At 43.8% G+C, this 13,502-nt stretch carries 10 protein-coding genes; all 10 read right to left on the bottom strand.

The annotated features are described in order from the left end of the window. Position 1 precedes the first annotated feature (1 nt). The 10 genes from DVH26_RS02590 to DVH26_RS02545 all read right to left on the bottom strand — a co-directional run bounded on the left by DVH26_RS02590 (position 2) and on the right by DVH26_RS02545 (position 13,450). Positions 2-1,390, bottom strand: a complete 1,389-nt coding sequence (locus DVH26_RS02590; protein WP_239631001.1) for a restriction endonuclease subunit S — start codon at positions 1,388-1,390, stop codon at positions 2-4. Then, positions 1,380-2,903, bottom strand: coding sequence for a class I SAM-dependent DNA methyltransferase (locus tag DVH26_RS02585; protein WP_239631000.1), 1,524 nt, complete (start codon positions 2,901-2,903; stop codon positions 1,380-1,382). Before DVH26_RS02585 ends, DVH26_RS02590 begins: the two co-directional genes overlap by 11 nt. A 14-nt stretch (positions 2,904-2,917) precedes the next feature. Next, a complete protein-coding gene (locus DVH26_RS02580; RefSeq protein WP_239630999.1) occupies positions 2,918-4,501 on the bottom strand; it encodes a restriction endonuclease subunit S in 1,584 nt (527 codons plus the stop codon). Positions 4,502-4,600: 99 nt separating this feature from the next. Then, entirely contained in the window at positions 4,601-6,217 is a 1,617-nt protein-coding gene (locus DVH26_RS02575; protein WP_239630998.1) for a Tn7-like element transposition protein TnsE, read from the bottom strand. Next, positions 6,205-7,923 (bottom strand): TnsD family Tn7-like transposition protein, encoded by a 1,719-nt coding sequence (locus tag DVH26_RS02570; protein WP_239635259.1) that lies wholly within the window; start codon positions 7,921-7,923, stop codon positions 6,205-6,207. Before DVH26_RS02570 ends, DVH26_RS02575 begins: the two co-directional genes overlap by 13 nt. A 64-nt stretch (positions 7,924-7,987) precedes the next feature. Further along, positions 7,988-9,658, bottom strand: coding sequence for an ATP-binding protein (locus DVH26_RS02565; RefSeq protein WP_239630997.1), 1,671 nt, complete (start codon positions 9,656-9,658; stop codon positions 7,988-7,990). Continuing rightward, entirely contained in the window at positions 9,655-11,850 is a 2,196-nt protein-coding gene (locus DVH26_RS02560; RefSeq protein WP_239630996.1) for a Mu transposase C-terminal domain-containing protein, read from the bottom strand. The genes DVH26_RS02565 and DVH26_RS02560 overlap by 4 nt, the downstream gene beginning before the upstream one ends. Before the next feature lie 5 nt (positions 11,851-11,855). Continuing rightward, a complete protein-coding gene (locus DVH26_RS02555; protein WP_239630995.1) occupies positions 11,856-12,686 on the bottom strand; it encodes a TnsA endonuclease N-terminal domain-containing protein in 831 nt (276 codons plus the stop codon). 5 nt (positions 12,687-12,691) lie between these two features. After that, positions 12,692-13,051, bottom strand: coding sequence for a hypothetical protein (locus DVH26_RS02550; RefSeq protein WP_239630994.1), 360 nt, complete (start codon positions 13,049-13,051; stop codon positions 12,692-12,694). Between the two features lie 54 nt (positions 13,052-13,105). Next, entirely contained in the window at positions 13,106-13,450 is a 345-nt protein-coding gene (locus DVH26_RS02545) for a helix-turn-helix domain-containing protein (RefSeq protein WP_239630993.1), read from the bottom strand. Positions 13,451-13,502: the final 52 nt, after the last annotated feature.

The following is a 13,502-nucleotide window of genomic DNA, read 5'->3' as shown; positions in this document are numbered from 1 at the left end:
GTTAAGTTGTGGAGTATTGCGCTTTTTTTTCTGCTGCCATTGGCAGCTCAAACATCTGAGAATACGAATATTCTTGCTTCAATGGTGCCCGAATTTCTCCTGACATGAGTTTGGGGAGAAGAGAGTCTCGAAGCTGTATCAATGAGTCACTTTCCGACTCACATTTCTCAACCATTTTTCCAATTGGCTCAACAATAATGTTGAATTGTTCAATTACATAAAAGGGTGGAATTATCACGGGAACTCGCTTCATTTCACTACCCGAGATTTCTTTAAATGTCGAGCCGGACGCTCTGTTTTCTATAGTCTCAGTATTGAACTTCAAGACATAATAGAGAAACTCAGACCCGATATGCTCAAATGGAATAAGGGATTTAAAACCTTGGTTTGTGGTCACTTCATTTTTTGATACGGCAATATATCCGATAGGCGCCCTAGAGCTAAAAAGAACAGTGCCTTTAGGGACTATTCGTGTACTTGAACTCTTGAACCCCTCTTCGGTAATATCAATTTGGCCTCTAGAAATATATTTGTTTTTATTTATCGACATATCCTTCGGGGTTATCCAAGGAATCCCCCAGGTAGTATAGTATTCTTCCTTACTTTTGGAGGGAGTTGCCCCGCCTACAACTTCGCCAAGATCAGATAGTGTTCCAACTCTCCATCCCTTAGGAATCAACCCTAATTCACTTTCCTCAAACTCGCCGCCGCTGGACTTAAACGGCTCACCGTTTTCATTCGGGAACTCAAAATCGACAAACCAGCGTTTGAAAATGGCCTGGGCCATTTCTTCAAGGTTTTTATTGATAGCATCGTTAAGTTCAATTTTGTCATCAAGACTCTCTAAAATATTGACTATTTGTTTTTGCTCATTAATTCTAGGTAATGCTATAGGCAATTTTTTTAATATTGTCAGATTTATCAAAGGAACCGTAGATCCAGTATTTTGGTTAATTATATGGCTTACCATTGGCTTATTTTTTAACCAGTAATACGCAAACATCGGGACTACAAGTTTTTCGTTTAAACGAACTCTTAGCTGCTTATTAGAAATAATGTATTCTGAAAATTTAGAGCTTTCAGGGATAATATTTATTTGACCGAGGGTACCTGCTGCAGTAAACACTATATCTCCTGAAAGTGCCCATGCTTTAAGCTCCTCTGCTTTTTCTCTAGATATAAAGACAAACCCTTCTTCGTTGAATTTCTTAATATCGACAGAGAGGTTACTTCCCCTAATGACAGGTATACCTTCATCAATAAAAAATTTACTGCTAATACTCGATCCGAAAGGACCAGAGATTATTGATCTCTTTTCCTCAGAAGCTACATCAACAAGATTAAATACTTTCCAGTCAAAAGGAATATCAAACCCCAACTCAGAAATCAAACCCAATCCCTCCAAGCCGCTTACGAATCTCGTCTTCCAGATGATGAGATTTGGCGAACTGCTCCGCCAGCTCCGATGTCAGCCGGGCCATTTTATCCTCGAACGGCTCGCTATCTTCTTCGACATCTTCAATGCCTACATATCGTCCAGGCGTCAAAATGTATTCATGCTCCTGCACTTCAGTAAGTTTCGCAGCTTTGCAGAAGCCTTTAACATCCTCATATGCCCCGGCTTGGACCTGACCGCGCCAAGCGTGGTACGTATTCGCTATCTTCGTGATATCTTCCGTCGTCATCTCACGATGCGTACGATCGACCATTTGACCCATTTTGCGGGCATCAATGAACAGCAATTCTCCACGACGGTCTCGTAGTCCTCTTGGTGACTTATTCTTCGCCATAAACCAGAGGCAGACAGGAATTTGCGTTGAGTAGAACAACTGCCCAGGCAGAGTAACAATGCAATCCACCAAATCCGCATTGACCAGCTTGCTCCGAATGTCCAATTCAGCCGTCGTACTGGTGGACATGGAACCATTCGCCAAGACGAAACCGGCTACACCACTTGGAGCCAGCTTATTCACCATGTGCTGGATCCAAGCGTAGTTGGCATTGCCTACTGGTGGAATACCATACGACCAACGGGCGTCTTCCGTTAACCGGTCACCGCCCCAATCACTTATGTTGAACGGAGGATTGGCCAGTATGTAATCGGCCTTCAAGTTCTTGTGAAGATCGTTATGGAACGTATCGGCATTATGATCGCCCAAGTTGCTATCGATTCCACGGATTGCCAAGTTCATTTTGCATAGCTTCCAAGTCGTTGGATTCGATTCTTGACCATATACTGCGATATCGCCAAGCTTACCTTGATGTTCTTCGACGAACTTCTCACTCTGAACGAACATGCCGCCAGAGCCGCAGCATGGGTCATAGACACGTCCCTTAAATGGCTCAATCATCTCAACGAGCAAGCTGACAACACTGTTCGGCGTATAGAATTCGCCACCGTTCTTACCCTCGGCGCTAGCGAACTTACTAAGGAAGTATTCATATACCCGGCCAAGCACGTCCTTGGAGCGGCTATCTTCATCGCCAACCTTGAACGAGAATAAGTCAATAACTTCACCAAGACGTGTTTTATCTAGAGCAGGCCTTGCATAATCCTTCGGCAAAACACCTTTCAGAGAAGTGTTCTCCTTCTCGATGTCTATCATCGCTTGGTCAATGATTTGGCCGATTTCCGGTTTCTTGGCATTGTTCTTGATGTGACTCCAACGAGCATCCTTAGGCACCCAGAAGATATTCGCGGCAACATATTCATCCCGATCTTCGGGGTCCGCATAGGGCTCATTCTTCAGTGCTTCATATTTCTCTTCAAATGCATCAGAAACATATTTAAGAAATAGTAGGCCTAACACGACGTGCTTATACTCCGCAGCATCCATGCTGCCGCGCAGCTTGTCGGCCATGCTCCATAATTTTTCTTCAAAACCCAGGTTCGCTGTTGCCATTCCCAAGATCCTCCTCAGTAGAGTTCACTATAAAGCTTGTTCTTCACTTGCACCCATCGATCCGTTGCCTCACGAATCGTTTGTTTAAATCGTTCCTTCTCCTCGTTATAACGATTCACTCGATTGATCTGCTCATCGTGAGGGAGGAGAGGCAGTTCAATTTCCCCTACATCTGAGGGATTCAAATTCATAACAGTCGTTCCTCGCTGGAAGCTCTGAATCATTGTTATTCCCACAGGGCTTTCCAGAAATATTTTTGCAAAGTCGCTTATCATAGACGCTTTGAATCGAATTACGATAATATTGGCGGAAGCAATCACCGTACCTTCTGCTTCTGGAAAGATGGCAAGTTTATTCACCGTGCCACGGCAAGCCATGACAAGATCACCAGGAAGGATCTCATAACGTTTGACCTTCCGTTCTTCTTCGTCAATCGTTTCCAGCTGATCCAGTTTTACTTCGCCGTCATCAATGTTGGAGATATTAAGCACCTTAATGTTTCCAGCTCTAAGGTCTTGCTTGAGAACAGACTTTCCCCGAAATATATCCGCAACATCCCGTAACTTCACCTTAGGAACAGGCGCTTGATGGAAGGAACGCAGTGTATCTTGATCTTCATCAAGCAGCATATCGATTCGCCAGTTTTCAAGTTGAGCAAATGCTTCGGCATGAATCGAAATTTCTCGCTCAGGCTCCAATGACATCTTTTGCAGCTGTAATCGACCTATCAGAACTTGCTCTGGCGATCTCCCAAATTCAACCTGATAGGTCTTGACCGATGTATAGGGTCGAAACAATCCATCGGGCAGCATGTGTACCGATTGAACAGGGTAAGACTCATTCGTCAGTTCACGCCACTTTGCAATGCTCCCCGATTGAAACATCATCCTTGGGGGGAATGTCACACTTATTCTCCCTGTGTCTCGCAACAGGGGAAGTAAATGGTTGACGGCTACGCCTTCCGAATCTCTAATGCTTGCATCTTCAACGTCATCCATCTTTAATCCGAAGTTTGGGATGGTTAAGATAGCATCGAACTTCTCTTGCAAAGGTAACGGCTGATAGATCGTGCCTTGAATGATATTAACGTTCGGATAAGCTTCAAAATAAGTCTTCAGCAGCTTGGCGATAATGTAACTTTCGGTCAGCAGCGTAATCGTAAATGATTTCTTGAATAATCGAGTTTCCGCCAAACCACGTAAGTATTTCTCCACTTCTGCTATTAACAGCGTTCGGTAGAGGTTGCGTTCACACATGTCTTTAAATCTGTCCACAATACTCGTATGAACAACAATACCGCCTGTAATACGATCTTGCTGTATCGTCTGTACGGCATAATCTAACAAGTTCATATCCTTGCCCACTTGATACAGCCTATAGAACAAATCCCGATCACCGGGGAAGTGTCCGAACTCACGCTCACCAGCATACTGCTTCATCCACTGGAACAGCATTTCCGGTTCTAGGATAGATGTGTGTGCAGCTCCTTGCAGTTCGAGCGACTTTCTTGTTTGAACGACCCGAACTGCTTCTCGAAGCAATTGATCTCGGGCAGCTATATCATGAAGAAGACAAATATTCCAGAACGTTTCAATCAAAGTATCACCCTCTAGCCCTAGGAACTTACACCTAAATAGTACCATAATAAAATCAAGTATTCAAATACTAAAAATAAAGAACCGATTGATATCGGTTCTTTACGTCATTAACTTACCTGCAAGTCTAGAGGCCCACTCGCGAATCGTATCACTTTGATAATGCTTTAATTTTTCAATATTCAAGGTCTCACATTGGTTAAGGACTGACTGATCCCAGTGTCCACCTTTTTGAACCAATCCATCGAGAAGCTGCTTTATGTTTCGCTCTATTATCCTAAATGACAACAACGGATTTTTTGGACGGAGAATAAGGGTAGAGATCGACCAATCATCCGGTCTTGCCACTTCGACAATATAGGATGTCGTGATTCCAGTAGTCACCTGAACTATGGCACATGTTCTGCGAGCTCCGTTCATACAGACAGAGAATCGCTTACCAGGCTGCACTCTTACTACTGATATCCTTACACTTACTGGGAATGTCTTCTTCAACAATTCAATCATCAGAAAAAATGGTTCAAGACCGATTGCATCGGACGCTGGAATCGTCTCGAGTGTCTGGAAGTCGATAGGTGGGGTATCCCCGCCAACCATGGAATCCTGAGTACTGATTTCTTCAGAAGCAGCCGTATGTTTTCCCCCGCGTCCAGTCGACACGATGACTTCATTTCCTGTATTCGATTGTCTTACACTTGATCGACGAGTCTCCACTACAGGATAATTGGCGAATCGCATTATTGTAGGGGAAGTTTCCAGTATATCTTGATTCAAATCTTCTTTGGCGTTGTCACTTTGATCGTTCAGCACATAGTCAGTGTTTTTAGAACCAGGAATCATACGTACAGTCTTGTCACCTGAGCTCCATTCACGGCGCTTTTTAGAAGGATGCCAAAAGAGAATCTCATTAGATGGGTGCTGAAATCCGCCTATGGCAATAATTTCTTTGACTAACACGTAATCAATAAATTGAACCCCACGACTATGTATTTCAATAGGGCCTAAGGGCGGAAGATCGATATTTAAAGGAACACCTTTCTTTAAGGTGGCGGATGGATTATAGGGTGAACTTTTAACTGCATGACTGAACATACTCTGATAAACAGAATCCCACAAAGACCGAATCATCGGGTCTGTGTAGATCCATGAGAGGTGGCGTACATTGCTGTCTGTAGCCAATTTGGTTGGAACTCGATTGCTCAAGTCGAAATGCAATGTCCCCCCCAATGAATAGCTATTATCGATTAACAAGTCCAAGCCATGAGGTTGGAGCAAATAGTAGGCTAAGTACCTCGAGTTAATAAACAGAGCTCTAATCAATTCAATTACCGGTATACAGTATGTGAGACCATTCGTTTGATACTGAATAATATTTTGTAGCCCGAGCTCAGGAATTTTGCCAAAATCATTCAATCGTTTAGGCAGCTTAAAACCGTTAGTCAGATTGCCTTGGTTGAAGGAATCTATAGTAAATTGAAAAGCTGATCCGCTCATAGGTCTTATCTGGTCATACATGCCATTGGTATAAACTTGGCCAATCCGCAAATATGGCATCGTACCCCAGGGGTAAGATACTACCTTTATCCCTTCAGATATAGTTCTAAATGCGACACGAATTCTCCAATTACCCTTATAGTCCATAAACGGCGATCCAAACCAGACTAATTCTGCCTCGTGATTCTCTGGAAAAGGCCAGGATCTCAACGTCAGTGTTGCCATGAAGAAGTCTCCTCTGGTGATGTGTATGGTTGCAATAGTCGGCTTTGACCGATGCATCGATTAATTTCGTCTAATACTTCCTGAGAATAGTCCGGTCTTAGTCCTGCAAGCTTCTCCAGCTTCCATCGTTTAATAGGCCACTCTCCGGACAAACGTTCCGCAGCCCAGCGTACTCTGCGTATCTGAAACTGGGACACAGATTCTACATAGGTAGTTAAAATACTCACCGTTACTGGAAGCTTATGTTGATACTTCTCTAGCCAGCTAAGCTTCCCGATTCTCTTGCCAAGCAAAGTAATTGTAATGCGAACAGGCTTGGCGTTACTTTCGGCCAACATGGCTTTACATACCTGTTCAACCATCCAGCTTAGCTTCAAATCACGATTTTCCCAGTCAACGCGTATGCGAGGGGACTTCCTTGTATTTATCAAAGAAGGAGCTATTGCAGCCTTCTTAGTGTACTTTTGTTTAACTGGAACATTTCGTTCCGGCCATTTCCCGTTGGCATACTTGATGACAGTATTCGTATCCACCCCAAGTCTCTCAGCAGCGGAGCGATAGGACATCCCTTCTTGCATGCATTGCTTAAGTTTTTCCGTCCATATCGGACCGAAGGACTTGATTCTTCCCCGATAGTACTTGTTTTCCTCAGATCTATCAGGACCACGACGGGAATAGGAGAATCCGCATGAACATACAAATGTGCCAACAGGTTGCCCTGTATCTGAGCAACGGGTTATATCACACTGCGTAACAACTAATTCCTTATAATGGTCAGCTGCCTTATTTAGACAGGGCCAAGGTGCATTGCCGAACGGAGCGTTTGTACCGTCCGTGCGATCAAGAAATTCACGAAATGACCCATATAAAAATCGGATAAGAAGCAACTGACGTAAAGGATGAATAGCTCGCCGCGCTGTTCTCGTTGATTGCTCTAACCACGAATATCTGCTTTCTGTCGGGTCACTATCTATTAGATCTAACAATTCTCGACCATAGAATAGCACAAGCTGCTCGCAAAGCTTCTGTTGGCGGATACGCGATGATACAGTAACATATCCCTTCTCTGCTAATCGTGGCAGGATAGCCGTTCTTAAGTCATATAAAATCGGCTGATTGTCCAGCTGAACGAGTAAATGAATGTCTTCAGCAATATCCGACAGACGATCATTTAGTTTATCGGGTAAATCTTCAATGACAGCAATCGAACGGAACATATGTCTAGATATCGGCAAAACATTTAAACCATGTCTATCCGACAATGGACTCGTTAGCTTACGTAGAACTCTCCGGTGATGAGGACAGAGATATACACCTGGTAATTGATGAACTCGATGCCAGTAGGGCTCACCATAACGTTGAATATCTTGTTCGTAACAGGAAGGGCAAAACCACAATCGATCCATCCGATCAATCGTGCTTGCTGTTATGCCTACTAAAGCATGAATGCCCGATCCATCCATGCTTCTCATAAGTGCCTTAACGCGCATCGCTCGGGAGTCCGGTAAGAAAGGGGCATAGTAAGAATAAAAGGTGTGCTTCCTAATCCATTCATCAGCCATGATCTGAACTATGTTTCTTCTTGACAATGCATCCAGATGGCTTGGAAGGTCGATCGTAGGAATGACATTGTCAGTACCGAAAACTTCCCTAAGTGTCCATTTGGGACTCGTATTATGTGATCTAATATGATACCTGGCGATCACACTGTACAAGAGTTCGTCAGGGTATGGGATTGGAAGTGCACACCATTCACTCAACTTTTATCACCTATCCGAGAAACTCCATTGGATTTTTAATATAATTCGCAGCCTTCAACGAATCGTAAGCAGACATTTTCTTCTTTCGGCCTTGTGATACAATGAGCCGCAAATCGCTTGGATTCGACGGTATGACCTTTGGGTTCGTCTTACTACGCTGCTGCGATGAGTTATTCACCAAAACACTTTGCTTCTGAAATGCCACTTTAAGTGCCTCTTTATGAAGATCGATTTCATCCAATTCATGAAGATGAATTTTCGTTACCTCTTCCGCAGCTTGAGAAGCTATGGCTTGTGTCACACCAGCCTCGATTAGCCAAGCACTAACTTCGTTTATCGTCTGTTCAGTAACGTCATAACCAAGTTCTGTTCGAATTACTTCTAACCGTTCTGCTTGCCGCTGTTCAGCTTCAATGCGATCCAAATAATCGTCAATGGAAACACTGTCATAAATATCAGCGAATTTCTGGATCTGAGCTTTCTTACCGGAACGTAGGGCCTCTAAAGCTGGCCTAATCAAAGTGAGTCGATCTTTTGCCACAGAGCGAATTAACCCCGGCGTAACCGATTCGAGTTCTTTATCCAGAGCTCTCCATTGCGTTAGCATGAATAGCTTAATGGCAATATCCGATATGCCTTGTGACTCTTCATACATGATATCTATGAATTCTTGATCTAGCTCCATTTTCTTGTCCGTCCACTGGTACTTCCACAACCCCTGAAGCAACCAGGCCCATTCCTCATCTTTCTTGAAGTGATGCCATGTGGCATCTCCTTGACCACTATTCCGTCTAGCATTACGAAATTCGCCGTTCAATGCAGGAAGAGCTTTGTAGGTTCCGACAAGAATTACCGGCAGCCCAATGGTATTAACTAACTGAACAAAGAAGTTAAGCATTTGAGCAGCGCGGTCATCCTTGGCTTCTTGAAGATTCTGAATTTCATCAATGACAAGCACCCCGAGGCAGTGGACTGCCGCAGCTTGTGCCATCAGAGGAAGTAACTCATCTGGGCTTTTGGTTACATTTTTCTTGTAATATTTAGTTCCAACGAGGCTGTCTACTGCTAACAAGAAGTTTAGACATAGCCCTCTTATGGAGCCATCATGAGGGCAATCCATCTTCAACCAAACAATTTGGAACGGAGCAGGCATATCCTGCCCTCTATACTTGCGGTGAAGAATGACTTGCGGATACATCTGCAGAATTCGCAACAAACTGCTGGACTTACCAATCCCGGATATGCCAACTAAGGCAAATCCAGCAGAGGTTGGAGTATTCACGGGGTAACCGCTTGTATTGCCCTGCATAATGAGCTCATAGGCGTCCTTGCGAGCTCTGAAAGCGTAATTTGGAGTCAGAGGATTACGTCCTACATAACCGTCACGAATAAGCCTTGAAATGCTCTGCTGAAGCTCTAAATGTCTGGATAACGGTCGAAAGAAGTCGCGCGATATACGTTGGACACAGTGCAACCGGAGATGAACGGGAAGGTCACGCTCCGAGGCATTGAAGATTGGCTTGGACGCCAGTTTGTTCACAACCGTCTTATCATCCCAAATCGGCGGTAGAGCTTCGAGCAGTGGGTTATTCCGATAATCTTCAAGAAGCGGATCTTGGTAATCGGCTTCCACAAACTCGCCGCGGCTGAAATGGAATAACGGGACATCAAATTCGCTCATTCATCATCACCATCTTCAAGCAAATAAGCTTTTATTTTAGATAACTTGTCCGCTGGAGGAACATAGGCTTGTTTGGTCTCTGCCTTGTCGTCGCGTTTCAAGGGAACTACGTTGTTTGTTGGATTGCTTGGTGTCGAGACTTTTTCAGACAACTGGAATGCTTCTTGTTCACGATTAGTCGCTTTCTCGTTAGAACGCCGCTGTCTGGTGCCTTTGACACGCTTACTGTTGCTTTCCTCGCTTTGCTGGATGGCTGCATCCGTTTTCTTGGTTGCCTCATCAACAATAGCCTTTGTTTGTGCGTCGAGCTCAATTTTGGATAACATATTGTTTACTTCCTGATGTCGTCCTTGGTACCGCTCAATCTCGAGCAAATCTTCGACTTCCTCAATTCTCTTATTGAGGTATCGCTCTTCACGCTCTAGTAGAATACAAGTCTCAAAAAGGCGCCCTTCGTCCAACCATAAATAGATTTCATTCGTTGATCGAGGATCGTAGCAGACCTTAACTCGCCAAGTCTTGCCTGCCCTTGCTTTAACGAACCATTGTTCCCGCATAGCCAACTCACAACTATAGTGCATACCCTTGAACTGGATACCAGCAGCAGTCACTGTTGCCTCGCCTTGATACATTAGATTTAGCTTAACGATATGCTCCGGTTGTTTCTTAAGCCTTCCGTTGCGATTGATGACCCCCCAATGCCATAAGTCTCTAGGAATAGGAGATACTTCGTCAGCTACCATAAACTCATTCCGGTCATACCACAGCATGTGATGATCATTATTATGATAAAGGACAGTTTGAATCATAATTTTCGTAAACTCTCGAAGCGTTAACTTTGCATCCAAACGATAGTCTCGTTGTCCACGTTCTCTATAGCGCTCTTTTATCGCTCCAGGAATGAATTGAATGCTTCGCAGGTTCGCCAATCTGAACTGTTGTTCAACGATGCCTTTCCAGTCGGCACGATACGGTGGGGCATTTTCCACATCAACACCAAGCACGTCAATTAAGTGACTGGGTTTCTCCCCTTCAAGTTCCCCACGATCTGCCGTCAGTTTCTGCGGTAAATGACTGGATACCCATTCTTCAGGTTCGATATCTATCCCATATTGGGCACAAAACTTTACCTTATCGGCTGTCGTATTAGCTAAAGCCATCATTGCACCAATCCAGCTTGGACCTTCAAGTCCAATGTAGATACCTGTAATATAACGACTGAAGACATCAATAACGATATAGATTATAGGGCGACCAATGATCCACTCCCGGTGGTACTCACTGACCAGATACACATCTGCAACAGTCGCATCAATCTGAAACCTAGACCCTGGGCCAAAACTTTCAAACGTGGAGCTTCCAAGAATAGGCCGATAATCTAAAGCATAACGTTTTTCTCCAAGCCGACTTTTGAGCGTATCCTCTAAATTCATTTCTTTCTTGAACCAGTACCTGTACTGCCCAAAACTCGGCAGCTTCTCAGGGGGAGGAAGGATCGGCACCAACGCTTGTCCATCTTGTCGAAATCCGTTAGCAAAGAACTTCTCCAATGTTTTTTGGAACGCATGTTTGAGAGGAGCTTTCTGCTTATTGTTATAGAACAGTCGGATGCCCGACCGTAGTAATTGTTTTGTCTCCTCGTCGATATTTATGCCTAACGGTTCATCTTCAAACTTTCGCGGACGACCGCGCTTCGCATCTCCCGGTGATCTCTCAGTCCCATAACTACCACTATTATTAAAATGGGGCAGAAGAGCATTCTTCATCTTTCCGCCTTGCCAATACCTTCGTAAGTAACGGTAAATCGTACTTTTATGTAATCCGGTTCGCTCCTGCGATTCTCTTACTCGTGAGCCTCGGAAATTCTTATCGAAGCAGCCCGGTTCATCCATAACGATGTCTTTAATTACGTCCCAAGCTTTATCTCTAATGGTCAGATAATCTTCATTAATGTCCTTATCCAGTAAAGGAATATTTCCATTTATCCATTCGACTGTCTTGCAAAGATTTGATTCGAAGCCTGTAATATACTCGAAATATGTTTTCATGATGGGGAAAGCCTTGTCATCTTCCATTGCAATACTGAAGACCACGTCGTTAAAAGGGGAAATCCATAATATACGTTCTAAGTGCCGATCCTCTGAATCAGACGAGATCCATTCCACGACCATATTTTCATAAATCGCCTGCATTATAATCAACCGCCTTTGGCTTCAAGTCTATATTCAGGAGCCGCTATCTTAAACTCTTTCGCAGGGAGAGTCGGAATGATTCTATCATTCATATTTACAGACCACTTTTTACGCGCGACAAAATGACGGAACAAAGCAAGAGATGTTCCAACTTCTAGTCCTAATCGTTCGTCGCAAGCTAAACAAGCCTTCGATATTGCTTCCCCTTCGTGTAAATGGGCAGCGAGCATTTGTTCTAAATTGCGAATAGTAAACACACCTAGATCAGATACGTCCTCGTTATGATACTCCTTATGGACCCACTCTATATTTCTAATCAGCACATCAGGTAAATCACGGTCAATAATAATGCCCCAATCTATATGACGTGTTTCCCAATAGACCCGCTCAATTTCAAACTTGGCTATCGTTCGTTCATCTTCCATTTCACTATAGGGCTTCACAGTCCTTGCAAAATCCTTGTCCCCGTAAGTGATGAGGAAATCCGTAGTCATCACGATAGGAATGCCAGTCTTAGGATCATGCGGATGATTTACTCCGATTTTCTCTGCAATCATCAAGGTTTCCTCAAGTGGCAATAGTGGGTATTGTTCACGGATATCTGAAACCTCATCTGCATAGTCAAGCAGATAGCAATAATCACGCTCAATATCCGAAAGAAGCTCGTGTCTTCGGCCTGTGGTCCAGCCTACGCCACGAGTTGCTCTGCCTTCCGATGGAACGTCCTGAATCTTGAGCCAAGGAAGATAGTCTTTACCGGTGCCTTGACCTCTGCCTTCCTTGATCATTTTTTCGATTTTCGCTTCGGTTAGTTGCCTTTTTCGTTTGGCCATCATTCACCTCAGTTGTTAGTAGGCTCATCCGAATGTCTCTGATCTTCTGGAATGGTTTCTTTCACAGCCTGCCGCTGTTTTCTTAAAGTCACTAACCCTTGAAACTCCAGATAGTACGCTTCGAGTTTCACTGAATTAACAGGTATGTGATCTATCCTGATGCACACGACAGGATTGCCATCCTTCAGTATGACTTCTATTTGATCTGCTTGCTCCTTGTGACTTCTTACGGATACTGGCCAGCCTCCAATGAACTCCGCATGCTTAAACCATTGATGTCGAACAGCCCAAGAGCAAGAATAGATTTTCCCATCAAACCAGATTCCGCTTGGAGTTACGATTCCTATATCCAACTTATCTTCTTCCAAGGTAACACCCCGCATTTTTCGGTAATGTTACCATGATTACACTTTTCGGATTTTTTAATCCGTAAACGGATATTTATTTTTCCTTAGCTTGATATGTATGATTTCAAACAGTTCGTTTTTTTCACGAGTAGGGAGGGATCGAATGCTGTCGAGCAGTTCCAACTCCTCATTTAATACATCGGTTTGCATGGAAGAAGACTCAATTTCATTAGCAAGCAGCCAATTCAAATCGCATTTGAATTTATTTCTGAGTGCAATAATCGTTTCACATGACGGGAGACAAACACCGCGTTCAATGTCACTCAGCGTCCCTTGAGAGACTCCAATCCTGACCGAGAATTCCTTCTGATTTAACTCATTTGATTTTCGGATAAATCTGACTTTCTCACCTAGATTCATCTGTATCAGCTCCAGAAAACAAAAATACCCCGTAATTAGTTACAATTACGGG

Source organism: Paenibacillus sp. H1-7 (genome assembly GCF_022354825.1).
Classification (GTDB): Bacteria; Bacillota; Bacilli; order Paenibacillales; family NBRC-103111; genus Paenibacillus_S.
This window is presented reverse-complemented; position numbering and strand designations above follow the sequence as displayed.